This is a genomic window from Brachybacterium vulturis (genome assembly GCF_002407185.1).
In the GTDB taxonomy this organism is placed as follows: domain Bacteria; phylum Actinomycetota; class Actinomycetes; order Actinomycetales; family Dermabacteraceae; genus Brachybacterium; species Brachybacterium vulturis.
In genome coordinates, this window is the sequence record NZ_CP023563.1 from 1976009 (window position 1) to 1998721 (window position 22713).

Annotated in this window: 23 protein-coding genes and 1 tRNA gene; 14 read left to right on the top strand and 10 right to left on the bottom strand. The window is 69.1% G+C overall.

The genetic code is table 11. The annotated features are described in order from the left end of the window. Window positions 1-44 precede the first annotated feature (44 nt). Window positions 45-1853, top strand: a complete 1809-nt coding sequence (locus CFK38_RS08850) for a DEAD/DEAH box helicase (protein WP_245850965.1) — start codon at window positions 45-47, stop codon at window positions 1851-1853. Between the two features lie 202 nt (window positions 1854-2055). Here the strand turns inward: CFK38_RS08850 and CFK38_RS08855 are convergent, their stop codons facing one another. Beyond that, window positions 2056-3435 (bottom strand): nicotinate phosphoribosyltransferase, encoded by a 1380-nt coding sequence (locus CFK38_RS08855; protein ID WP_172895778.1) that lies wholly within the window; start codon window positions 3433-3435, stop codon window positions 2056-2058. Between the two features lie 109 nt (window positions 3436-3544). Between CFK38_RS08855 and clpS the strand changes: the two genes are divergently transcribed. The 6 genes from clpS to rdgB all read left to right on the top strand — a co-directional run bounded on the left by clpS (window position 3545) and on the right by rdgB (window position 7640). Then, complete coding sequence (clpS, locus tag CFK38_RS08860) at window positions 3545-3868, top strand: ATP-dependent Clp protease adapter ClpS (RefSeq protein WP_096802748.1); 324 nt, start codon at window positions 3545-3547, stop codon at window positions 3866-3868. Continuing rightward, window positions 3868-4503: a DUF2017 domain-containing protein gene (locus tag CFK38_RS08865; RefSeq protein ID WP_096802749.1), complete on the top strand. Its 636-nt coding sequence runs from the start codon at window positions 3868-3870 to the stop codon at window positions 4501-4503. Before clpS ends, CFK38_RS08865 begins: the two co-directional genes overlap by 1 nt. A gap of 122 nt (window positions 4504-4625) precedes the next feature. Then, a complete protein-coding gene (murI, locus tag CFK38_RS08870; RefSeq protein WP_096802750.1) occupies window positions 4626-5438 on the top strand; it encodes a glutamate racemase in 813 nt (270 codons plus the stop codon). Then, complete coding sequence (locus CFK38_RS08875; RefSeq protein ID WP_096802751.1) at window positions 5435-6241, top strand: MBL fold metallo-hydrolase; 807 nt, start codon at window positions 5435-5437, stop codon at window positions 6239-6241. The genes murI and CFK38_RS08875 overlap by 4 nt, the downstream gene beginning before the upstream one ends. Then, window positions 6238-6996 carry a ribonuclease PH gene (gene rph, locus CFK38_RS08880; RefSeq protein WP_096802752.1) on the top strand — a complete coding sequence of 253 codons (759 nt, stop codon included), beginning with the start codon at window positions 6238-6240 and terminating at the stop codon, window positions 6994-6996. The genes CFK38_RS08875 and rph overlap by 4 nt, the downstream gene beginning before the upstream one ends. Then, entirely contained in the window at window positions 6993-7640 is a 648-nt protein-coding gene (rdgB, locus tag CFK38_RS08885; RefSeq protein ID WP_096802753.1) for an RdgB/HAM1 family non-canonical purine NTP pyrophosphatase, read from the top strand. The genes rph and rdgB overlap by 4 nt, the downstream gene beginning before the upstream one ends. Window positions 7641-7721: 81 nt before the next feature. Here the strand turns inward: rdgB and CFK38_RS08890 are convergent, their stop codons facing one another. The 4 genes from CFK38_RS08890 to CFK38_RS08905 form a co-directional block, all read right to left on the bottom strand. Beyond that, window positions 7722-8264 carry an NUDIX hydrolase family protein gene (locus tag CFK38_RS08890; protein WP_096802754.1) on the bottom strand — a complete coding sequence of 181 codons (543 nt, stop codon included), beginning with the start codon at window positions 8262-8264 and terminating at the stop codon, window positions 7722-7724. Further along, window positions 8261-8944: a histidine phosphatase family protein gene (locus tag CFK38_RS08895; protein WP_096802755.1), complete on the bottom strand. Its 684-nt coding sequence runs from the start codon at window positions 8942-8944 to the stop codon at window positions 8261-8263. The genes CFK38_RS08890 and CFK38_RS08895 overlap by 4 nt, the downstream gene beginning before the upstream one ends. A 223-nt stretch (window positions 8945-9167) precedes the next feature. Continuing rightward, a complete protein-coding gene (locus CFK38_RS08900) occupies window positions 9168-9455 on the bottom strand; it encodes a hypothetical protein (protein ID WP_096802756.1) in 288 nt (95 codons plus the stop codon). Window positions 9456-10307: 852 nt separating this feature from the next. Then, a tRNA-Leu gene (locus CFK38_RS08905) sits at window positions 10308-10389 on the bottom strand. A gap of 81 nt (window positions 10390-10470) precedes the next feature. On the opposite strand from CFK38_RS08905, the gene CFK38_RS08910 reads away from it, so the two are divergent. After that, window positions 10471-11226, top strand: coding sequence for an SDR family oxidoreductase (locus tag CFK38_RS08910; RefSeq protein ID WP_096802757.1), 756 nt, complete (start codon window positions 10471-10473; stop codon window positions 11224-11226). A gap of 113 nt (window positions 11227-11339) precedes the next feature. Next, window positions 11340-11705 carry a hypothetical protein gene (locus CFK38_RS08915; protein WP_177371010.1) on the top strand — a complete coding sequence of 122 codons (366 nt, stop codon included), beginning with the start codon at window positions 11340-11342 and terminating at the stop codon, window positions 11703-11705. A gap of 118 nt (window positions 11706-11823) precedes the next feature. On the opposite strand, the gene CFK38_RS08920 is transcribed toward CFK38_RS08915, so the two are convergent. After that, window positions 11824-12240, bottom strand: coding sequence for a YchJ family protein (locus tag CFK38_RS08920; RefSeq protein WP_096802758.1), 417 nt, complete (start codon window positions 12238-12240; stop codon window positions 11824-11826). 103 nt (window positions 12241-12343) lie between these two features. Further along, entirely contained in the window at window positions 12344-13240 is an 897-nt protein-coding gene (locus tag CFK38_RS08925; protein WP_096802759.1) for an NAD-dependent epimerase/dehydratase family protein, read from the bottom strand. A gap of 290 nt (window positions 13241-13530) precedes the next feature. On the opposite strand from CFK38_RS08925, the gene CFK38_RS08930 reads away from it, so the two are divergent. From CFK38_RS08930 to CFK38_RS08945, 4 genes are all read left to right on the top strand, one after another. Continuing rightward, window positions 13531-13785 carry an ATP-binding protein gene (locus tag CFK38_RS08930; RefSeq protein WP_275542268.1) on the top strand — a complete coding sequence of 85 codons (255 nt, stop codon included), beginning with the start codon at window positions 13531-13533 and terminating at the stop codon, window positions 13783-13785. A gap of 365 nt (window positions 13786-14150) precedes the next feature. Further along, window positions 14151-15632, top strand: a complete 1482-nt coding sequence (locus CFK38_RS08935) for a beta-N-acetylhexosaminidase (protein WP_275542298.1) — start codon at window positions 14151-14153, stop codon at window positions 15630-15632. Window positions 15633-16186: 554 nt separating this feature from the next. Beyond that, window positions 16187-17449, top strand: coding sequence for an IS256 family transposase (locus CFK38_RS08940; RefSeq protein ID WP_096802761.1), 1263 nt, complete (start codon window positions 16187-16189; stop codon window positions 17447-17449). Between the two features lie 77 nt (window positions 17450-17526). After that, window positions 17527-18942 (top strand): integrase core domain-containing protein, encoded by a 1416-nt coding sequence (locus CFK38_RS08945; RefSeq protein ID WP_157773427.1) that lies wholly within the window; start codon window positions 17527-17529, stop codon window positions 18940-18942. Between the two features lie 97 nt (window positions 18943-19039). Here CFK38_RS08945 and CFK38_RS08950 read toward each other — a convergent pair whose 3' ends face one another. After that, window positions 19040-19378, bottom strand: a complete 339-nt coding sequence (locus CFK38_RS08950; protein ID WP_096802763.1) for a hypothetical protein — start codon at window positions 19376-19378, stop codon at window positions 19040-19042. Window positions 19379-19398: 20 nt separating this feature from the next. Further along, complete coding sequence (locus CFK38_RS08955; protein WP_096802764.1) at window positions 19399-19710, bottom strand: hypothetical protein; 312 nt, start codon at window positions 19708-19710, stop codon at window positions 19399-19401. Window positions 19711-19815: 105 nt separating this feature from the next. Here CFK38_RS08955 and CFK38_RS08960 point away from each other — a divergent pair, with 105 nt between their 5' ends. Continuing rightward, the gene (locus CFK38_RS08960) at window positions 19816-20361 is read left to right on the top strand and encodes an ATP-binding protein (protein WP_245850966.1); all 546 of its coding nucleotides are present in this window, start codon (window positions 19816-19818) and stop codon (window positions 20359-20361) included. A 202-nt stretch (window positions 20362-20563) separates the two neighbouring features. Here CFK38_RS08960 and CFK38_RS08970 read toward each other — a convergent pair whose 3' ends face one another. Further along, window positions 20564-22669, bottom strand: a complete 2106-nt coding sequence (locus CFK38_RS08970; RefSeq protein ID WP_096802766.1) for an endo-beta-N-acetylglucosaminidase — start codon at window positions 22667-22669, stop codon at window positions 20564-20566. Window positions 22670-22713: the final 44 nt, after the last annotated feature.

The window sequence follows — 22713 nt, forward strand, 5'->3', positions numbered from 1 at the left end:
GTGTCGGCGGAACGTCAGCCGTCGGCGGTACGGTGGTTCTCGCTGTGAACACGACCCCCTCCCTCTTCTCCACGAGCTACCCCCGCCAGCCCTCCGAGGCGGCCGCGCGGTCGCTGCCCGTCGCGTACCCCGAGCGGGCCGCGTGGGGCACCGTCCCCAAGCTCCGGGCCTGGCAGGCCGAGGCTCTCGAGCTCTACCGCGACCGCGGCCCCAAGGACTTCCTGGCCGTCGCGACCCCCGGCGCCGGCAAGACCACCTTCGCGCTGCAGATCGCGGCGGCGCTGCTCGCCGAGGGCACCGTCCGCCGCATCACCGTGGTGGCCCCGACCGAGCACCTGAAGACCCAGTGGGCCGACGCCGCCGCCCGGGTCGGCATCTCCCTGGACCCGAACTTCTCCAACGCCCAGGGCGCTCACGGTTCCCACTACCAGGGCGTCGCGGTGACCTATGCCCAGGTCGGCATGCATCCTGCGCTGCACCGCGCCCGTACCGAGGCCGACCGCACCCTGGTGATCCTCGACGAGATCCACCACGCGGGCGACGCCCGCACCTGGGGCGACGGGGTGCGAGACGCCTTCGACCCGGCCACGCGCCGACTGGCCCTGACCGGGACCCCGTTCCGCTCCGACGATTCACAGATCCCCTTCGTCACCTACGAGCAGGATGGTGAGGGCTTCCTGCGCTCGAAGGCGGACTTCACCTACGGCTACGGCGAGGCGCTGCGCGACCACGTGGTGCGCCCGGTGCTGTTCATGACCTACTCGGGGCGCATGCACTGGCGCACCAAGGCGGGGGACGAGGTCTCCGCGCAGCTCGGTGCGCTGGAGACCAAGGACATCACCCAGCAGGCCTGGCGCACCGCGCTGGATCCGAAGGGGGAGTGGATCCAGTCCGTCCTCTCCGCCGCCGATCGCCGCCTCACCGAGGTGCGCCGCCATGTGCCCGATGCCGGTGGCCTGGTGATCGCCACCGATCAGAAGGCCGCCCGCTCCTACGCCGAGACCCTCCAGGACCTCACCGGGCAGGTGCCCACCGTGGTCCTCTCCGACGATGTCGGGGCCGGCACGCGGATCGAGGGGTTCGCGGAGTCCGAGGACCGCTGGATGGTGGCCGTGCGCATGGTCTCCGAGGGCGTGGACGTGCCGCGGCTGGCCGTGGGCGTCTACGCCACCTCCACCTCCACCCCGATGTTCTTCGCCCAGGCCGTCGGCCGCTTCGTGCGCTCCCGGACCCGCGGTGAGACCGCGAGCGTCTTCCTGCCCACGGTGCCGATCCTGATGGGGCACGCCGCCGAGATGGAGGCCGAGCGCGACCACGTGCTGGATCGCCGTCCGAAGACGGGCGACGAGGAGACCGGGCTCGACGAGAGCCTCATCGAGCAGGCGAACCGGCCCGAGCAGGCCGCTGATCAGCTGGAGATGAGCTTCGAGGCGCTCGAGTCCGAGGCGTCCTTCGACCGGGTCCTGTTCGACGGCGGCGAGTACGGCGCCGGCGGCACGATCGGCTCCGAGGACGAGCAGGAGTTCCTGGGCATCCCCGGCCTGCTGGACGCCGACCAGATGCGCACCGTGCTCCAGCAGCAGCAGGCCCAGCAGCAGGCCCGGCGCCAGAAGAACAGTCACGCGAACACGCCGGTCACGCCCGGCGTCGTCGACCACCGGCAGCTGATGGACCTGCGCAAGGAGCTCAGCACGCTGGTCTCCGCCTGGGCGAAGAAGTCCGGCGCTCCGCACGGCTCGGTGCACAACACGCTGCGCAGCCGCAGCGGGGGACCGGCCGTCGCCCAGGCGAGCGCCGAGCAGATCCAGGAGCGGATCGGGATCGTGCGCGGCTGGTTCGTCGGTCGCCGCTGACCAATGCGTGCCCGGTATCGGGCGGGCATGGCCGACTGCTGGCGGGTGAGCGGCCTCTATGCCACTGCTGCCGCAGAGGTCGCACCTGCGCCCGTGACCGACCGACGAGCTGCGGTCCGGACCGCTCGAAGCGGCCGCTGGGCTCCATGCACGTCCGCGGCGACGACCGCGCGACCGCAGGTCCGACTCGCGCCCGTGGTTCTCAGCGCAGTACGCGTGCGGCCTCGCCCCCATCGGTGATGGTGGGGATAGCGGCCGGGCCGTCGGGGCCGTCATCGGCGGACAGGCCCAGTTCGGCGACCGAGACGGCATGCTGTGCGCGTGCGGCCTCGACCCGCGCCGGGGCGCGCAGGTCCTCGACGAGCTCGCCGCCGAGGATCAGCGGCTGCTGCAGCGGCCGCAGCGAGGTGCGCGTCCAGTCGGGGCTCGACGCTCCGGAGGTCAGCTCCGCGGTCAGCTCCCGCTCGAACTCGGCGACCTCCGCCTCGCCGGGCAGCACCAGCTCGGCGTGGGCGTGCTCGCCCACCCGCATGCGGTAGGCGGCCTTGCCGGCGCCGAGGGTGGCCTTGTCGGTGGAGCGCTTCCCGACGGGCTGCATCCGTCCGTCGGCGCCTTCGCGCTCGACCAGCTTGAAGACGAAGCCGGGGGCGGGGTGGCCGCCGCCGGTGACCAGACGGGTGCCGATCCCGTAGCCGTCCAGCGGGACGTCCTTCAGCTCCTCGAGGCGATGCTCGTCCAGATCGCCGGTCGCGGTGATCCGGGTGCCCCTCGCGCCGAGGGAGTCCAGCAGTGCCCGCACACGTCCCGCCTGGGCGGCGAGATCCCCGGAGTCCAGGCGCACCGCCCCCAGGCCGGGCCCGGCCAGTTCGACCGCGCTGCGCACCGCCGTCTCGACGTCGTAGGTGTCCACCAGCACCGTCGTCCCGCTGCCCTGGGAGGCCAGCTGCGCCCGGAAGGCGTCCTCCTCGGTGTCGAACAGGAGCGTGAAGGCATGCGCGGCGGTGCCCGCGACCGGGACCCGGTAGTGCGCGCCCGCGGCGAGGTTCGAGGTGGAGGCGAAGCCCACGATGTACGCGGCGCGAGCCGCGGCGATCGCGCCGTCCTCGTGGACCCGCCGCCCGCCCATCTCGATGCAGGGCCGGCCGCGCGCGGCGGTGATCATCCGCGCTCCCGCCGAGGCGACGCCGCTGTCGTGGTTCAGGATCGACAGCACCACCGTCTCCAGCAGCACCGCGTTCTCGAAGGTCCCCTCGATCCGCAGCACGGGGGAGTTCGGGAAGTACAGCTCACCCTCCGCATAGCCGTGCACATCACCGGTGAAGCGGTACTCGGCCAGGTGCTCGAGGGTCTCCTCCCTCAGCACCCCGGCCCTGCGCAGGTAGCGCAGGTCCGCGTCGTCGAAGCGGAAGTCCGCGATCGCGTCGAGCACGCGGCCGGTGCCCGCGAGCGCGCCGTAGCGGCGACCCTCGGGCAGGGACCGGGTGAACACCTCGAAGACGCAGCGCCGCGAGGCGGTGCCGGCCTCGCGGGCGGCCTCCAGCATCGTCAGCTCGTAGAGGTCGGTGAGCAGGGCAGAAGTCACGGGGTCCACCGTAATGCGTGCGGGGGCGGCGCATGGTCGGGCGCGCCCCGTAGACTCGTCACCGCCGCATCCCGATCCTGGGGGTGCGGCTGGACTCAGGAGGATGTGCATGCCGGTCGAGCTGTCGCGGGCAGACCCGGGAACCGAGTCGGCCACCGACCCCGCGGGCAGCGCGCAGGCGGTCCTGGAGGCCGACGGCCCCTGGTGCACCGTGGTCTGGAACGACCCCGTGAACCTCATGAGCTACGTCGAGTTCGTGTTCCGCCGCTACTTCGGCTACTCGCGCCTGGTGGCCGAGCAGCTGATGATGCAGGTCCATGAGGAGGGCCGCGCGATCGTCTCGCGCGGGTCCCGCGAGCGAGCGGAGACCGACGTGCAGGCGATGCACTCCTTCGGGCTCCAGGCCACGCTCGAGAAGGCGGGGGAGCGCTGATGGCGCACGCATTCCGGCGTCGCACGGACGGGACCATGGCCTGCCGGCTGGACGGCGAGGAGAAGGCGATCATCGCCCAGGTCGCCCAGGAGACGGCGGACCTGATCCGCGCGGACCTGGGGATCGACGCCCACGGGGACGGGCTGCGCCGTGCCGCGCAGAGCGAGGACCCGCTGCGCCGACTCGAGGCCGAGTTCGCCGGTCGCGACGCCCGCGAACCCGCGGATGCCGCTGTCCGGCGCCTGTTCCCCGCGGCATCGGACGATCCGGACCTCGCGACCGAGTACCGGCGCCTGGCCCAGCAGGATCTCGCCGACGGCAAGCTCACCGACCTCCGCCTGGTGATGACGATCCTGGACCGCAGCGGCGGCGGACACGGCGAGGTCGTGATCGACGACGCCGAATCGATGGCGATGCTGCGGGCACTGAACGACGTGCGGATCGTGCTGGCCGACAGACTGGGGCTCGAGCGCGACGGCGACTTCGACACCGTGCGGATGCTCCAGCAGATCGGGGATCAGGTCGAGGAGGCAGAGCCCGTGGGTGATGACGAGCACGTCGGCTCCGACATCGTCATCGCCGTCTACGAGCTGCTGTCCTGGCTGCAGGAGAGCCTCCTGCGAGCGCTGGACTAGGCCCTGGCATGCACCGTCGGCCGTCTCCGCGCCGCGCCGGCGGATGTGACCGAACTGTGAAACGGCACGCAGTGAGCGTGCCATCACAGCAGTGGACGGCTGTCGAGATTAGCCTTGGACGGATGAACAACGCGCCGATCGGGATCTTCGACTCCGGAGTGGGCGGCCTCACGGTCGCCCGCGCCGTCCTCGACCAGCTGCCCCAGGAGGAGCTGGTCTACATCGGCGACACCGCGCACGGACCCTACGGGCCGCGCTCCATCGCCGAGGTGCGGTCGCTGGCGCTGACGATCATGGACGAGCTGGTCGGGCACGGGGTGAAGATGCTCGTCATCGCCTGCAACACCGCCTCGGCGGCCGTGCTGCGCGACGCCCGCGAACGCTATGAGGTGCCGGTGGTCGAGGTGATCCAGCCGGCCGTGCGCCGTGCCGTCGCCGCCACCCGCAATCGCCGGGTCGGCGTGATCGCGACCCAGGGCACGGTCACCTCCCGCGCCTATGAGGACGCCTTCGCCGCCGCCCCCGAGCTGACGCTCACCACCCAGGCCTGCCCGCGCTTCGTCGAGTTCGTCGAGAACGGCGTGGTCAGCGGTCGGGACGTGGTCGAGGCGGCGAAGGAGTACCTGGCGCCGGTGAAGGCGGCGGGCGTGGACACCCTGGTGCTGGGCTGCACCCACTACCCGATGCTGGCGGGCCCGATCAGCTATGTGATGGGCCCGGACGTCACCCTGGTCTCCTCGGCCGAGGAGACCGCGCTGGATGTGTACGGGCACCTGCAGGCCGGTGAGCGGCTGCGGGAGACGGAGCGTCCGCCCCACCACGTCTTCGCCCAGACAGCGGTCGGCGCCGGCAGCGAGAACTTCGCCCGCCTCTCCCGCCGCTTCCTGGGACCGACCTTCGACATGACCGGCAGCCTGCCGGTGGTCACGGCATGAGGATCCACGTCATCGGCTGCAGCGGCAGCTTCGCCGGTCCCACCAGCGCCGCCTCCAGCTACCTCATCGAGCACGTGGATGCGGACGGCCGCCTCTGGCGGGTGCTCATGGATCTCGGCTCCGGTGCCTTCGGCCCCCTGCAGAACGTGATCGATCCCGCTGATCTGGACGCGGTGATCATCTCCCACCTCCACCCCGACCACTACCTCGACCTCACCGGCCTCGAGGTGTTCTGGGCCTACCACTCGCGGACCGACCTGGGGAAGCTGCCGATCCACGGCCCCGCCGCGCTGCCCGATCGGGTCTCCGGGGTGCTGGGCCGCGAGGGCCACATCCCCGCCGGGGTGAGCGCCGCCCCCTTCGACTACCACACCCTGACCGACGGCCACCGATTCTCGATCGGGCCGCTGGAGATCGAGACCCGCGCGGTGCTGCACCCGGTCGAGGCCTACGGCTTCCGGCTCACCGCCGACGGGGTCACCTTCGCCTACTCGGGAGACACCGATTCCTGCGAGGCGCTGGACGAGCTCGCGGCCGGTGCCGACCTGTTCCTGTGCGAGGCCGGCTATATCGAGGGCCGCGACGACCGCTTCACCGGGGTCCACCTCACCGGGCGCCGGGCGGGCGAGGCCGCCGCCCGTGCGGGAGTCGGTCGGCTCGCCCTGACCCACATCCCGGCCTGGACCGATCCCGGAATCCCGCTCGCCGAGGCGCGCGCGGTGCACACCGGCCCGATCACGATGGTCCAGCCGATGGATATCTTCGACGTGTCCTGCTCTTCGACCGAGGAAGGAGCTCCGTGAGCTCTTCGACCCAGACCCCCACCGGCGACCGCATCGACGGCCGCACCCCCGATCAGCTGCGCGAGGTGCGCATCACCCGAGGTTGGCTCGACCAGGCGGAGGGCAGCGCGCTGATCGAGTTCGGCCGCACCCGCGTGCTGTGCGCCGCCTCCTTCACCGCCGGGGTGCCGCGCTGGAAGCAGGGCTCCGGCTCCGGCTGGGTGACTGCGGAGTACGCGATGCTCCCGCGCGCCACCAACACCCGGTCCCCGCGCGAGTCGGTCAAGGGGAAGATCGGTGGGCGCACCCATGAGATCTCCCGACTGATCGGTCGCTCCCTGCGCGCGGTCATCGACCTCGACGCCCTGGGCGAGAACACGATCCAGCTCGACTGCGACGTGCTGCAGGCCGACGGCGGCACCCGCACCGCGGCGATCACCGGTGCCTACGTGGCGCTCGCCGACGCGATCAGCTGGGGCAAGCAGCACACCTCGCTGCCGGCCGCCTCCCAGGTGCTCACCGACTCGGTGAGCGCCATCAGCGTCGGCATCGTCGGCGGCCGACCGCTGCTGGACCTCGAGTACCGCGAGGACGTCGAGGCCGAGACCGATATGAACGTCGTGGTCACCGGCTCCGGCTCCTTCGTCGAGGTGCAGGGCACTGCAGAGGGCGCACCCTTCGACCGCACCGAGCTGGGGGCGCTGCTGGACCTGGCCACCGGCGGCTGCGCGGATCTCGCGAAGATCCAGCGAGACGTCCTCGCCGAGCAGCGATGACTGCACCGCAGACCGCGATCCCGGTCGGGGCGACGGTGATCCTGGCCTCGCACAATGCCAAGAAGCTGACCGAGTTGCAGAGGATCGTCACCGCTGCGGTCCCCGGCCTGGCGCCCGAGCAGATCATCTCCTCGGCCGGGATCGATCTGCCCGACGTGGTCGAGGACGCGGTCACCTTCGAGGGCAACGCCCTGCTGAAGGCGCGTTCGGCCGCCGCCGCGACCGGTCTGCTCGCCGTCGCCGACGACTCCGGCCTGTCGGTCGACGTGCTCGGAGGAGCGCCGGGGATCTTCTCCGCTCGCTGGAGCGGCCGGCACGGCGACGACGAGGCGAACAACGACCTGCTGCTGGCCCAGCTCGGCGACGTGCCGGACGCCCACCGCACCGCGCGCTTCGTGTGCGCGGCCGCGCTGGTCGCTCCCGACGGCGCCGAGGTCGTCGAGCGCGGGGAGATGGTCGGGATGCTGCTGCGGGAGCGCCGCGGTGCCGGCGGCTTCGGCTATGACCCGCTGTTCCAGCCGGAGGGGGAGAGCCGCTCCGCGGCGGAGCTCAGCCCGCAGGAGAAGGACGCGATCTCTCATCGCGGCAGGGCCTTCCGGGCGCTCGCCGGGCACGTGGCGCAGCTGATCGGCGCTGCGGGCTGAGGAGTCGGCACCCGGCACGATGACGAGAGCGGCCCCGGTCCGGAGGAACCTCCGGACCGGGGCCGCAGCCACGAGTCGTGGTCAGACGGCGCCGACGTGGGCGAGGGCGCGCCGGACCAGCAGGTCCCGGCCGCCCTCCATCTCCTCCAGCGGCGAGGACCGGGCCAGCAGCTCGTCGATGCCGAACCAGGTCAGCTCCAGCGCATCCTCCTGCGGCGCGGTCTCTCCGTCGATCGGCACCACGTAGGCCATCGAGATCGCGTGCTGGCGCGGATCGTGGAACGGGGAGACCCCCGGAGTGGGGAAGTACTCGGCGACCGTGAACGGCACCGGGGAGACGGGGATGCGCGGCATCGCCATGGGCCCCAGATCCTTGTCGATGTGCCGGGCGATCGCTTCGCGGAGCGACTCGTGGATCAGCACCCGCCCGGAGACGATCGCGCGCACGATCCGTCCCGCACCGGAGGCGCGCAGCAGCAGCCCGATCTCCTCCACGGAGCCGTCCACGTCCGTGCGCACCGGGACGATGTCCAGATAGGGGATCGGCAGGCGGCGACGCAGCTCTGTCACCTGCTCGGGCTCGAACCACGAGCCCTCGGAATCCACGGCGGTGCGGCTGTTCATCGAGCGCCCTCCTCGGCGTCGGCAGATATGGTCCTCGGCGCGCTGCGCCGATCCAGCGGTGTCAGCTCCCCCTTCGTCACGAAGAAGCGGGGGTTCTGCGCACGGGAGTCCATCGTGACCTGATTCTCCACCCTCTGCCCGGCGATCATCGAGACGGACCAGGTGGTCCCCTCGAGCTCGATCAGCGACAGGGTCGCGTTCGGGATCGACGGCAGCGGCTGCTCCATGATCCCGGACAGCAGGAAGCGGATCAGTGTGCCGTGCCCGACCACCAGGACCTTCTGGCCCCGGTACTTCTCCTCGAGCGCCTCGAGCCCGTCGAATCCGCGGTCGGCGGCCTGCTGGGTGTCCTCGACGCCGGGGAAGTCGCGCTGCGGGTACTGCCTCTCCATCTCGGCGGCGGGTCGCCCCTCCGCCGCGCCCCAGTCGATCTCCCGCAGCCGGTCCTCGGTGCCGCCGAAGGGGATGTCGTGGTCCTCGCCGATGATCCGTGCGGTCTGCTCCGCCCGCTGCAGCGGCGAGGAGACCACCACATCCCAGTCCACGGCCGGCAGGCCGTCGAAGGCGGCATGCGCCTGGGCGATGCCGGTCTCGTTCAAGGGGATGTCCGAGGAGCCCTGGAAGAGGTCCCGCAGATTGAAGTCCGTCTGTCCGTGGCGGACCAGTCCGAACAAGGTCATGGAGTGTCTCCTGGTCGCAGGGATGAGGCGTGCCCCCGGGGGAGAGGACTGGATCCTCGTGCGCCGCCGTGCGAGCGATGATCTCTGGGCGGCCCGCTCCCGGTGGGGACCCGGAAGTTCCCAGTGTATCGGTGCCTCGATCCGTTCCTCTCGACCCGCGCGCGATGCTGGGTGGTGAGAAAGGCCCCCGGGCCTCGGGCACCGGTCCGGTGATCTCACCGGTTCAGCGACGCTGCAGCAGGTAGAGGTACCCGCCGCCCACCGGGTTCTCCCAGACCATCGTGTCGGCCTCCCACGCCAGCACGGTATAGCCGTAGTCTCCGGCGCCCCACTCGATCCTGGTGCCGTTCAGCACCACATCCGTGGCATTCTCCTGGTGCTCCGTGGCGCCGGGAACATGCTGGCAGTAGAGCATGCGATCCGGCGCGGGGAAGACGAACCGGTGATCGTTGGTCACTTCGTCGAAACCCGACCCCTCATCGGTATGGGTGTGCGGCCACGCTCCGATCACGACCTCTGCGAGCTCACCATCCTGTGCATCCGTCGCGTCAGCGGCGCCGGTGATCCTCGGTGAATCCCACTCACAGGCTTCTTCCTGGGAGGGCTTCTCGCCCGCTTCCGCGGGTGGTTCCTCGTCTGGGGTCGAGTCCGTCTCCTGCGCAGAGCTGGGTTCCTGCGCAGCGCTGGGTGGTGTGGGGGTTCCTCCGTCGATCTGCGGCGTGCTCTCCGACGCGCAGCTCGCCAGCACACATGCGGCAGCGGCAGCCAGGGCGAACGCTGCGACGTGCCGCCTGTTTCCCCGTGATTTCGCTGTGCGACCCATTGTGAACCCCTAGCTTCGCCGGACCGACGTGATTCTCGTTCGATCATACGCACTGCTTTTCTGGGGTGTACCGGAATTCTCGGAAGGTGCTGCAGGGAAGGGGCTGAGGGCAGAACAGGTCCACCAGGCGCTCGGTCAGCGGATGGTGCACGGCCGCAGTGGTCCGGCCGGTCGTCCAGCCCGATCGGGGTGTCGTCGGCGCCCTGGCGAGGGGCTGCCGCCCTGATCGCGTCGCACCTCAGGCTGTTCTCCATCGCGACCGGTCGAGCTCGTCCACTGCGCGCACGAGGAACTCGGAAGATGCAGTACCGAGAAAGGAGCCGTGACGCCGAGCGGGTGTTCCGGAGCGTGCGGGGCGGTCGGGAAAAGCTTGTTCTCGTCATCGATGAGCGCAATATATCGCTATTCCATAGTCCTCGGTCGCGCACGGACCGGTTTTTGCGGTGGCTCATCGCATCGCGATGTCCCACCGCCGCGAAGAGCGATGTCGTCACCTGCGATCCGTAGCTGCGGATCAGGGTGACGACATCGCTCAGGCCGTGCGCGAGAAGGGACTCGAACCCTCACGCCCGCGGGCACTGGAACCTAAATCCAGCGCGTCTGCCAATTCCGCCACTCGCGCGCCCCACCAGGGTAATGGCCCGGGAGGCGGGCTCCGGTAGGCTCGGAGAGTCTTCCGGACCTCGACCCATCAGGAGTACCCATGAGCGCCCTCGCAGGCAAGACCGCTGTCGTCACCGGTTCGTCCCGGGGAGTCGGTGCCGCCACCGCGAAGCTGCTCGCCGCCGAGGGGGCGAACGTCGTGATCAACTACCGCCAGAAGGCACCGCGGGCGAACAAGGTGGTCGCGGAGATCGAGGCCGCCGGCGGCAGGGCCGTCGCCGTCGGTGCGGACCTCACCAGCGCGGAGGATGTGAACACCCTCATGCAGACCGCGGTCGACAGCTTCGGTTCGCTGGACCTGCTGGTCCTGAACGCCTCAGGCGGCATGGAGGCCGATCTGGGCGAGGACTACGCGATGCGCCTGAATCGCGATGCGCAGAACGACGCACTCACCGCCGGGCTCGCACGCCTCTCCGAGGGGGGCCGGGTGGTCTTCGTGACCAGCCACCAGGCGCACTTCATCGACGAGGTCGAGACCATGCCCGAGTACGAGCTGGTCGCGAGGTCGAAGCGGGCCGGTGAGACCGCGCTGACGCAGCGCCTCGCGGAGATGTCCGGGAAGGGGGTCTCCTTCGTGGTCGTCTCCGGCGACATGATCGAGGGGACCGTCACCGCGACCCTGCTGAACCGGGCGCGCCCGGGCGCTCTCGAGGCTCGCCGCGAAGCCGCCGGGAAGCTCTATTCCGTCGAGGAGTTCGCGGCGGAGGTCGCCGCGATGGCGATGGCCGACGTCGAGACCGGCCACGTCGAGCTGGTCGGCGGCGCCGAGGACTTCCGCGCCCGCACCGCGAACTGAACCTCACCCGGCGCAGCGTGGCCTCGCACCGCGCTGACCGCGATACGATCTGCAACAGCAAGCCCTGACGACCCCCGGAGGCAGTGGTGGCCATAAAGAAGAGCCTGGACGACATGCGCAGCGAGGCTTATCGCCGACAGGACAACCTCGCATCGGACATCGATGAGCTGATCGATCGCGTCCATCCCGTGAACGCGGCGATGCGCTGGAAGAACGAGCTCGTCGGAGCGGTGAAGGGTTTTTCCGCAGCCGGTGACGAGAAGACCCCTGCGTCGCTTCCGGTGGCGATCGCAGGCGGCGTCGTCGGCGTGGTCCTGATCGGTGCGGGCATCGCTGCGGCGCTCGCCCTGTCCGGTGGGGACGAGAAGCCCGCGAAGAACGCGAAGAAGTCGGTGAAGGACGCGAAGCAGGCCGCGGCCGAGAAGGCCGAGGCGGCACGGCACAGGGCGAAGGAGAAGGCCCGCGCCGCGAAGGACTGATCCTCCGTGGGCGCTCCGCCCCTGTCGCGCTCCTCGGCGCCGGTCACGCAGGTGACCGGCGCCGAGTGCTGTGCGGGCCGTCGCGGGGCCGACGGCTCCGTACGGGCGCTGAGCCGGCTCAGGCGTCGCCGTCGACGTAGAACCAGCTGCCGTCCACCCGGACGAAGCGCGAGAGCTCGTGCTGCTGCTGGCGGCCGCGCGGACCTTTCGAGACTGCCGTGAACTCGACCGTGCCGGCCTCGTCGAAGGGCCCGCCCGCGCTCGTGGCGAGCACGTCCAGCCGCAGCCAGCGCACCTCTGCCGCCGGCGAGGCGGTGAGCTCAGCGCGCTCGGGACGGGTGCGGCGATGCCAGCTGCGCAGCAGATGGTCGACATCGCCCACCGTGAAGGCGGTGTACCGCGAGCGCATCAGCGCGACCGCGGTGGCGGCGCGCCGCTCCTGGCGCAGCACGGGGCCGCAGCAGGCACCGTAGGTGTCACCGCTCCCGCACGGGCAGCGGGAGGCGTCGGGCAGGGAAGCAGCGGAGGAGCTCACCCCTGCAGTATCCCGCCCCCGCGACGCGAGCGGGGACGCGCTCTCCCAGGGGGACGTCGACGCGGGGCGCGGCCCACAAGCGCTCCGCCGCGGAGAACGCCTCTCAGCGTCGCGACCAGCCCGGCGTGGAGGGGCCCACCGTCGGTCGCCATCCGGTCTCGGACATGAACCGCAGCGAGGAGACCCGCAGCGAGCGCCGCTGCACGTCCAGTCGCGTGCCGACGATCGCCTGGGTGATCTCCGGGTAGAACTTCGCGGGCTGCGCGGCGCCCGCCTCTGTGGCGAGGTCCTTCGCCCAGCGCTTCTTGAGGATCGGCTCGCCGCCGACGTTGTAGAACCCGCTGCTGGCCCGCAGCGCCGCCACGAACGCGCGGCCCGCATCGGAATGGTGCAGCAGGGTGACGTAGGAGTCCGGCTTCCCCAGCAGGATCGGATCACCGCTGCGGGTGGCCTTGAGCGCATGGGTGGTGTGCTGGTCGCGGCCGAAGAGCTGACCCAGCCGCAGGATCACGGTGCTGCGGCCCGAGGTCGCGAAGTCGACCGCGGCCCGCATCTCCTTCACTCGTGGCCGGAAGGCCTGATTGTGCACGCTCAGGGGGAGGTCCTCGCTGATCCACTCGGTGCCGTTGTCCGGGTAGAGGAAGATCGTGGACTCCTGGATCAGCCGCCGCACGCCCGCCTCCGCCGCGGCTCTCGCGATCGCCACGGAGGCCTCGAGATGGAGCCGGTCGTCCTCGCGCCAGGCCAGCGGCCGCAGACCCGACATCCCGACCGGGACATGGGCGAGCGCGTTGATCACGACCTCATGGCCACGGAACGCCCGAGCGAGATCGTGCGGGTCGAACACGTCGGCGACGATCGCGCTGCCGCCGCGCCCTTCGACGATCGGCACGCCGGAGTCACGGCGGGTGATGCCGGTGACCTCGTGCCCGGCGGCGACCAGCGCCTCGACGGCTTCCTGTCCGAGCACGCCTGTGGCACCGGTGACAGCGATCCTCACTCCGACCTCCTCCGGCGAGGTATCCGAGCGGACCCTCGCCAACAGACGTTCCTGGGAGGGTCGAGTCTAGAGGATCGCAGCAGGTCCGCGTGCCCGCGAACGTCCTGCGGAATGACGGAGCGCGACCGGGTCACCGGTGGGGCTTCTGCAGGTGGTGCGGCATCAGGGATTCGAACCCCGGACCCGCTGATGTAGCGTCTCGAGGCACGGCACGATCGCCGGGTTCTTTGATCGAGGTCGGCTTCGGTGTTCCTCGCAACAAGCCCGGAGCTTCGGGCACCGTGACGACCATGGACGCCATCGCGCAACGGGACTGCCGCGCCGACCTGATCGTCGTCGACGACATCGGCATGCTGCCGGCCGGGCAAGCCGCCGCCGAAGCGTTCTACCGCCTCGTCGACGCTACCTATGAACGGCGGAGCCTGGCCGTGAACAGCAACCTCCACCCCGCCGGGTTCGACACCTTCATGCCCAAGACCCTCGCCACCGCGATCGTCGACCGGCTCCTCCACCACGCCCACGTCATCACCACGAAGGGACCTTGATGCGGCGGGCCGAGGCCACCGCCGGACGCGGCGTCGTCCCCCTGACCTAACCCCACAGGGAGATCAACTGACCGCCGACAGGGAGATCAAATGTCCGCCCACAGGGAGATCCCGAAGACCCTTGACGGCGCACCAGTCCCGTCTGTCTCGGCACACTCCATGAAATGTAGGCTCCGCTTAACCGAATTACCTCGACACATCGGGAGACAGACAATGAAACCTTTTGGTACTAGCCGCCGCGGCTTTCTGGCCGCGAGCATGTCCGTACCAGTCATCGCCGGCTGGGCCGGGCCCGCCGCTGCGGACGCGCCCAGACATGATCCGGCAGCCCCTGCCACGAGTCGTCCGGTGAGACCCTTCCCGCAATCCAACTCTTCGAGGACGGCGCCCGTGGCAAGCCATTGACGCCAGCGACCCGGATCGTCCTGACCGAGTCCGCGAGGGACTTGGAGGATGTCGCTGACCTCCTTGCCGAGGAGCTGGTGAGCGAAGGGCATCTGGTCGACCACCCCGCGATCGTCTTCGGCGGGCGCATCAGGCCACTCGACATCGTCCTGGAGCGCGGTCCGGTCGCCGACACGAACAGCCGCGAGGCTTACTCGATCACCACCGACCACCGGTACGGACTCACCCTCAGGGCCCCCACGAACGACGGCATGTTCTGGGCAACACGCACGCTCCTCCAGGTGCTGCGTCGAGGCCGGCCCACTGGCCGGATCGTCGATTGGCCCGAGCTGGAGGAGCGGACACTCATGCTCGATATCGGCCGCAAGTACTTCTCACCGGAGTGGATCAAGACTCTGATCCGCGAGATGTCATATCTGAAGATGAACACCCTCCAGTTACACATCTCCGAAGGTCTCGGATTCCGGGTGGAGTGCGAGAGCCATCCCGAGATCGTTTCCGAGGAGCACCTGACCAAGGACCAGGTGCGCGACATTCTCGACGTCGCGCGGACGTATCACGTGCGGGTCAACGCGGACGTGGACACCCCGGGTCACCTGGATCACATCCTGTCCTTCCACCCGGAGCTGCAACTGGTACTGGCAAACGGAACACGGCATGCTGGCCACTTGGACTTCAGCAAGCCCGAGGCCCGGCAGCTGGTGCACGAGATCGTGGCCGAGATGTGCGATCTTTTCGACGGTCCGGTCTTCCACCTCGGTGGCGATGAATACTTCCCCGCCCCATGGCAGGGCACCGGTCCGGACGTCGTCTCCGACGAGAGCGCGCCGCAGCTTGTGGAGTACGCCCGAGCCGTCACCGGGCAGACGAACGCCACGGCACACGACGGCTACGAGCACTACCTGAACGAGCTCGCCGCATTGGTGCGCTCGACCGGAAAGACCGCGCGAGTCTTCAACGATGACGTCTACCCGGGCGAAGGCGTCGGACGACTCGACGCCCGCACCGAAGTCGACGTCTGGATCCGCTGGAACGCCAGCAAGCCGGACGCCGGAGACTTCGTCGACGCCGGCCATTCGGTCATCAACGCCAACGGCGACTACCTGTACTTCATCCTGACCTCCGAGGGACTCGGACAAGGACCGTACAAAAACCCGAAAGGTATCTACGAGCGTTGGACGCCACGTACGTTCATGGGTCTCGCCGGTAGTCAGGGCGACTACATCCTGCCTCCGGAGAAGCCGATGCTCGGCTCCCACCTCTCAGTCTGGTGCGACTCGCCGCACGCCCTGACACAGACCGAGGTGGCCACCCTTCTGCAGGAGTGGCTCCAGGTGTTCGCCCAGCAGACGTGGGGCTCGGACAAACTCGTCCCCACGCTCGAGGATCTGCGCGCGGCCGTCCTGCCGCAGGTCGGCACGGCTCCCGCCGCGATCGACTGACCGGTGCACCGGTCGGCGTGCCCGCCGGACTGCCCCTGGCTTGGAACCCCGAACGTCGTGGTTGAGGAGCCCGCCACGATCTTTTTCAGCATCGTGCGCATCAGATCCGGGGAGGTTTCGGTCAGGGCTTCGCTGAGCAGGCCGTGAGGGTCGACAACATGGGGAGCGGTCGTTGTGATGACTCCGTTCGAGAGCGCTGTGAGAGGTTCACTCGAAGGATCACACGGTGACCGCGTCCTCGTCTGGGACGACCACGGGACCACCGCACTATGTGAAGTCTCAGGACTTCGTGGACGGTTCTGTCTCGGGACATCGTGCACAGTCGGTCTCATGACATCGTGGACAGTCCGGCATCGGGTTGGCTCGTCGCATGGACTCAAACACGGTGCCCGCCGACGTGCGCTGGGCGATAGCGAACTGGCCGGAGAACGCTGAGCGGGGCGAGGTGACCCGCTTCTGCCAGCGGCAGGGGAGGGTGTTTCATTGACTGTGTAAGGGTCCGGTCTCTAATCGAGGTGTGACCTGCGGGCTCGCCTCTGAATAGGACCGATGACATGACCGATACCACTGATGCCCAGAACCCTCTTGCCGGGGTGCTGAGCGCCGACCAGGTCGACGCCCTCGTCAACGCTGCCGAGGACCTCGGAGAGGGCCGCCACGGGGTCGAGGAGCTGCTGTCCCGGATGACTCAGGCCGTGCTGGAGCGGGCTCTGGAGACCGAGATGAGCGACCACCTGGGCTACGAGGCCGGCGACCCCGCCGGTGCCGGCACGGGCAACTCCCGTAACGGCAAGACCACCAAGTCCGTCCATACCCTCCAGGGGCCGGTGGAGCTCACCGTCCCGCGGGACCGCAACGGCTCGTTCGAGCCGGTGATCGTGCCGAAGAGGACCCGCCGGTTGGGCAGGGTCGAGGACATGATCCTGTCGCTGTATGCCCGCGGGATGACCACCCGCGACATCGGCTCCCACCTCGAGGAGATCTACGGCTCGAAGGTCTCCGCCGCGACGATCTCCAGAGTCACCGACGTGGTCGCTGACGAGGTGGCTCAGTGGCAGTCCCGCCCTTTGGAGACGGTGTATCCGATCGTCTATATCGACGCGATCTGGCTCAAGATCCGTGACGGCGGAGTCGTGACCAACAAGGCCTGCCACGTCGCGGTAGGCGTGGATCTGGAGGGTCGCAAGCAGGTCCTGGGCCTCTGGCTGGGGGTCACCGAGGGCGCGAAGTTCTGGGCCAACGTCCTGACCGAGATCCGGAACCGGGGCACCAAGGACATTCTGATCCTGTGCTGTGACGGACTGACCGGGCTGCCGGCCGCGGTGAACAGCATCTACCCCGAGACCGTGGTCCAGACCTGCGTGGTTCACCTGCTGCGCTCGGCGATGAAGTACGCCTCCTACTCCGACCGCAAGACCATGGCCAAGGACATGAAGCCGATTTACACCGCGGCTACCGTGGCGGCCGCTGAGTTGGCGCTGGAGGCCTTCGCCGAGGGCTGGGGCAGCAAGGCGCCGGGGGCGGTGCTGGCGTGGCGGAACGCGTGGGAAGACTTCATCCCGTTCCTGGCGTTCACCCCCGAGATCCGGAAGGTCATCTACACGACGAACCAGATCGAGTCGATCAACTACCAGCTCCGGAAGATCACCAAGACGAGGGGCTCATTCCCCTCGGACGAGGCGGCGATCAAGCTGGTCTATCTGGGTATCCGGAACATCGAGACCCACCGTGGTGGAAAGCTCGGAACCGGCACCCAGGGATGGCACCAAGCCCTCAACGCCTTCGCCGTCCAGTTCCCCAACCGACTTCCGCTCTGACCACCCGGCAGAGAGGCTGATCGACCGGCCCCTTACACAGAAGATTTGACACCTCCCGGCAGGGCATCAGCCGCTCTGTGTTCTACAAGATCCGCCGCCTGGCGCTCGAGCACGGCCCGGTGGGCGCGACGGAACCTGGCTCTCGACGACCCCACGGCAGCCCAGGCCGCACCGATCCACGCAGGATCGAGCATGCGCTGGCAGTCCGGGAATGGCTCGTCGAGCAAGGGTGGGACGCCGGACCCTTGTCTGTGATCGCGAGGATGCGGCGCCAGAGCCTGAACCCGCCTTCTCGTGCCACTCTCGCAAGAGCCTTCGCCGCGGCGGGAGTGTCCGCCCCGGAACCTCGTAAGCGACCTCGCGCAGCCAACCGGCGGTTTGTCTACCCCGCCCCGAACTGTTGCTGGCAGATCGATGCGTTTGCCTGGTCGCTCGCGGACGGGTCCCCGGTCGTGATCCACCAGGTCATCGATGACAACACGCGGATGGCTCTGGCGACCCTGGCGGCCCTGGGGGAAACCGCGAAGGCCGCGATCCGGGTCGTCTCGGTCGCGATCCGACGATGGGGCGTCCCGCAGCGGCTGCTGTCGGACAACGGAGTGGCGTTCAACCCCACTCGTCGAGGATTCTCCGGCAAGCTCGTCGACTACCTGATCGATCTGGGAGTCAAGCCCATCACCGGGAAGCCCGAGCGCCCCTCCACACAGGGCAAGAACGAGCGGTTCCATCAGACCCTGCAGAAGTGGCTGAACGCGCGCCCGCCCGCCTCGACCCTCGCTGAGCTGCAGGACCTGGTCGACGAGTTCGACGTCTACTACAACCACGAACGTGAACATCAAGCCCTGGACGGCCAGACCCCGGCCGAAGCGTGGGAGAGCACCACCCCGGCCCCTCCGCCGATACCGGAGCCGCGTTTGCCACAAGTTCCACCCTCGGCACGGCTGGCGGCGAACAGTCCCGAAGGCGTGCCGCTACCCGCGAGCAGGACCCCTCTCGCGCTCCACACCAGCGAGGGCGAAGCCGACCTGACGGTGAAAAAGAACGGGCAGATCAAAGCCCTCAGCTGCATGTTCTACATCGCCACGCCCCGGGCAGGACAGGCCGTCCACGTCCTGTGGAACGAGACCACCGTCGAGATCTTCGATCTCGAGGGCGAGTACATCGTCAGCTATCCCCGTCCGGCAACCACGGGAATGTACTACGGGCCCCGCACCCCCGGCGGCACGCGCATGAAGACAGCCGGGAACAATCCTTCGGCCGGCATCACCGGGACCGCAGTACGCCGTGTCTCCAAGGGCGGTTACGTCGGCGTCCTGGCGAGCAAGTTCTACGCCGGCTACAAGCGCAAAGGCGAGCAGATCACCGTCACCTGGGACGCCGAGACCGTGACCCTCACCGACGCGAACGAGACCGCCATCGCCCAGTACCCAAAACCCGAGCATCGCCATGGCTGGCACGGCCCCCACCAGGCAGCTCCGTCCACGAAGTCCTGAGACACCGAACAGTCCACGATGTCCTGAGACATAACTGTCCACGATCTCCCGAGACATCACAGGGACCACCGCACTACACCACTGTGCGGGACTCAACTTAAATCCGCACGCTACGCCCGCCCCGGGACGTCACGATCAGCATCGCCCGGTCCACCGCGCCGCGGGAGGGGCCGGCCAAGCCTTCCTGGCGGCGGAGTGGGGCAACCGGCTTCCGTCGCCCGTACAGGCCCTCTGGCGTCATCTGGACCGCTCCGGTGACCTGGTTGACGGTCCAGGCGAGGTAGCGGATCTTGTCCTCGACCAGGGCGTCTGTGACGGTACGCTCAGCGATGCGTGCTGGTCTCTTCCAGGCTCGGGAGGCTAGTGCAGCGATCTCGAGGCCCTGCTGGCGCAGGACGCGGAGGATCGGCTCGACTGCAAAACCCTCGATGCGCATCTCGTCGATGAACGCGAGGATCAGCGGTTGCGGGGGTCGAGGTCCCCCGCGAAGAAGATTGAGGCCCGACGGAGGATCTCGTTGTCCACCCGTAGCCGTTTGACCTCGCTCTTGAGTCGCTTGACCTCGGCAGACTCTTCACTGCTGACGCCGGGGCGGGATCCTTCGACGACCTCGGCTTGCGCCAGCCAACTCCGCACGGACTCGCGCGAGACGCCCTCTTGACGGGCGACCGTGGCCGTTGCCGCGGTCACGGTGGGGTACTCCTGCTGGTGTTCGCGCACGAGCCGCACGCACCTCGCGCGCAGCTGGGGATCGATCTTCTTCGACATGCTGTCCATCCTCTCGGACTTAGACAGAAGCGGCATCAAACCCGGGATGCTTCAGATCGACCTGGCCGCCTATGAGCAGGCCGCGAAGAACAGGAACGCCCTGACATGACCGCCACCTCACCCGCCCCGAATCCTCCACCAGGCTCAGGACGAGGGTTGGACCCTCACCCACGCCCTGGAGCAGCTGATGGCGATCGAGGTGAGCGCCGCCGAGGAGCGTCGCCTCGGGGCCGGTTCCGGTTTGCGAGCCCGCCCACCGGTGCCTCGCTGGAGAACTTCGACCACGACGCCGCCTCCGGCCTCGACCCCAACCTCCTCGCCGAGCTCGGGGCCTGCCGGTTCCTGGAGAACACGACGAACGTGCTGCTCATCGGCCCGCCCGGAGTAGGCAGGACCCATATCGCCACCGGCCTCGGCCACGCCGCCGTGAATGTTGGCTACCGGGTTTACTTCACCTTCGCGGCTGACCTCGCCGCGATCGAGGGAAAGTGGTCTGCGAAGATGCGGTTCTTCGCCGGCCCGACCCCGCTGATCATCGACGAGCTCGGCTACCTCCTGGGGAAGTTCACCGAGCAACACTGGGGAAAAACAGTCGCGTCAGGGGAATCGCCGACGAAACTCCGCACCTTCCCGTCGATCGGGGCACTGTGAACCAGGCGCGCGCCCGCATCATCGATGCGAGGCAGCGGCAGGCGGAGGATGACCTGGCCCGGATGCTCGAGCACGAGTCTGAGGGGTGGCTGCGTGAAGACGAGCACGAATCGGACGACGTCCACGCCTCCACCCGCAACGCGCGCGACCCCGACCGCAACCGTGGTCGCCGCCGGAGCCGCGCACCATGAGCCGCGGCCCCTCAGGCGGCGGTCGAGGCGGCCTCGGAACGGCTGCCGTCGGCGGAGGTCGCCATGAGCTGGATGCTCCCGCCGGCCGGTACCGCGTGCACGTACAGCCGGTCGCGCCGGGTGCGTCCGAGCCAGGTCCGCTGCTCGCCATCGACGTGGATGAGGTCCCAGAACTCTGCGGCGTCTTGCTGCTCCCAGCCGAACTGCACGGCCCGGGTGTCGCCGTCCGAGGATGCCACCTCACCGCTGAATCCGGTCGGTGCCGCCGGCACGGTGATCTCGGAATTCTTGACCAGCAGGGCCTCGCCGAGGTTCAGCGACAACGCCGCCTCGGAGGAGAGCTTCAGACTCACGCGCGTGACCGTGCGCCGAGTCGCTCGGGGCAGGATCGGTCCTCGGTGCAGCACCCAGCCGCCTTCATCAGGTGCGCCGGGGTGCAGGGCGACCTGCGAGCGGGAGCCGTCGTCGTGGGTGAGCACTACGGCAGCCTTCACAGCCCCTGGCGAGCGGATCCTGGCGGAGGCGAAGGAGCCCGGCCGCAGCGACAGCGCTGTCTTGAACAGATGCAGCTCGACCTCGGTCGCGTCCGAGTCGATGCCCAGCGAGGTGGCGTCCTCCCAGGCAATCGTCTCGTCGAGGAACACCTCGCCCACGGGCAGCTCCGGCTCGGTCCAGTACTGCCAGGTCGGGTTCACCTGGCCGATGCCCGCGTTGTTCCACGGCCGGGTCGAGACCACGCGGCCGTCGAGGCGGAAGTGGCTGCCAACGCCGATGCCGAAGGTTGTGCGGATCGGCAGCGCATCCAGCGTGGATTTCTCGATGATCATGTGGGCGACGCCGTCGTAGCGCTCGGGGTTGAGCACATCGGTACGGCCGTCGGGCGTCGGGTCGATGACCCGGCCGCTGGTGGCCGGGCTGCCCGAGGGGCCGGAGAAGAACTGCTGCTCGAGAGTGCGGAATCTCCGCCGGCCCTCGACGGTGAGCGTGTCCTCCCCCGCCCGGGACCAGTAGGACTGCGAGACGAAATTTGCCATGCTCAGCGGGGGCTCGGCGCCGGGATGGGCGAGGTCGCCGAACACCTCGCGGGGATCGAAGCCGCCCTTCTGGTGCTCGACCCCGGCGAAGCCCACCTGCAGCGGGTCGAACCCGGCCGCGCGCACGGCCTCCGCACTGCCGGACAGGCCCGGGTCGGCCTTCGGCCAGTCGTAATTGATGAAGATCGAATCGGCCAGGCGATCCTTCGGGGTGCCCAGCCATGGCAGGTTCTTCTCGTTGAGGCAGTTCTGGTAGTCCAGCTCGCCGTCGGGCAGCACCGCGTCGTAATAGCACAGGTAGTGGTCGGGATCCTCGGCGCGCAGGTAGCGGAACATCTCGGCGAGCTGTTCGGCGTCTTGGGCGGTGATGGCCGCCTCCTGGTTGATGAAGAAGCCGTCGAAGCCGAAGTAGCGGCGCATCGCGATCATCGCGTCGGCCACCGGGAACGAGCCGTCCTCCCGCTGCTGGACGTAGGCGCCGAACTCGCCCTCGCGCGGCCAGAACCAGCCCCCGATCGCTCTTGCGCCATGCAGGTGCGCCATCTCCACGAACCCAGGGTTGGGCAGGTCGATCAGACCGTAGGGGCCGTCCTCGTAGGTGCTGTCTTCGACCATCTGGCCGTGCCAGCTGCCCCACACGTCGTAGTACGGCCAGAACCGCTGCGTCCACGCGTAGCCCTCAGCACCGTCGATCTGCGCGCGTGGCTGGTAGGAGGAGCCCTCGTAGTCGATCTCGAGCGCCATGTACTGCGTACCCGCGCTGAGGTCAGGGTGGGCCTGGGTGTCCGGATCGTGGGGGATGCGCTCGCGCAGCGGCACGGCGCTGCGGAAGTTCTGGGCGTACTGGATGGTCTCGGGGGTCCAGTCGGCGAGGTCGTCGATCAAGAAGCCGCGGCTGAGCGGGCCCGCGGGAAACCCGGGCTCCGCCTGCGTCATCGCGGGGGCGACGAAGGGCTCGGTGGTGCCGAGAACCGAGCCGGTCTCGGCGCGGGCGGGGGAGGAGGAGCTGTGGGCACCGAGGGCGGCGGCGCCGGCTCCGACGGCACCGACGCGGAGCAGGGTGCGGCGGGATAGAGACGTCATGGTGATCCTCTTCATCGAGCGGTCAGCGTCAACCGATTTACTTA

Coding starts and splice junctions, on each gene's coding strand:
- clpS (WP_096802748.1), top strand. CDS start 3,545: ATGCCGGTCGAGCTGTCGCGGGCAGACCCGGGAACCGAGTCGGCCACC.
- CFK38_RS08865 (WP_096802749.1), top strand. CDS start 3,868: ATGGCGCACGCATTCCGGCGTCGCACGGACGGGACCATGGCCTGCCGG.
- murI (WP_096802750.1), top strand. CDS start 4,626: ATGAACAACGCGCCGATCGGGATCTTCGACTCCGGAGTGGGCGGCCTC.
- CFK38_RS08875 (WP_096802751.1), top strand. CDS start 5,435: ATGAGGATCCACGTCATCGGCTGCAGCGGCAGCTTCGCCGGTCCCACC.
- rdgB (WP_096802753.1), top strand. CDS start 6,993: ATGACTGCACCGCAGACCGCGATCCCGGTCGGGGCGACGGTGATCCTG.
- CFK38_RS08890 (WP_096802754.1), bottom strand. CDS start 8,264: ATGAACAGCCGCACCGCCGTGGATTCCGAGGGCTCGTGGTTCGAGCCC.
- CFK38_RS08895 (WP_096802755.1), bottom strand. CDS start 8,944: ATGACCTTGTTCGGACTGGTCCGCCACGGACAGACGGACTTCAATCTG.
- CFK38_RS08910 (WP_096802757.1), top strand. CDS start 10,471: ATGAGCGCCCTCGCAGGCAAGACCGCTGTCGTCACCGGTTCGTCCCGG.
- CFK38_RS08915 (WP_177371010.1), top strand. CDS start 11,340: ATGCGCAGCGAGGCTTATCGCCGACAGGACAACCTCGCATCGGACATC.
- CFK38_RS08930 (WP_275542268.1), top strand. CDS start 13,531: ATGGACGCCATCGCGCAACGGGACTGCCGCGCCGACCTGATCGTCGTC.
- CFK38_RS08940 (WP_096802761.1), top strand. CDS start 16,187: ATGACCGATACCACTGATGCCCAGAACCCTCTTGCCGGGGTGCTGAGC.
- CFK38_RS08950 (WP_096802763.1), bottom strand. CDS start 19,378: ATGCGCATCGAGGGTTTTGCAGTCGAGCCGATCCTCCGCGTCCTGCGC.
- CFK38_RS08955 (WP_096802764.1), bottom strand. CDS start 19,710: ATGTCGAAGAAGATCGATCCCCAGCTGCGCGCGAGGTGCGTGCGGCTC.
- CFK38_RS08960 (WP_245850966.1), top strand. CDS start 19,816: ATGACCGCCACCTCACCCGCCCCGAATCCTCCACCAGGCTCAGGACGA.
- CFK38_RS08970 (WP_096802766.1), bottom strand. CDS start 22,669: ATGACGTCTCTATCCCGCCGCACCCTGCTCCGCGTCGGTGCCGTCGGA.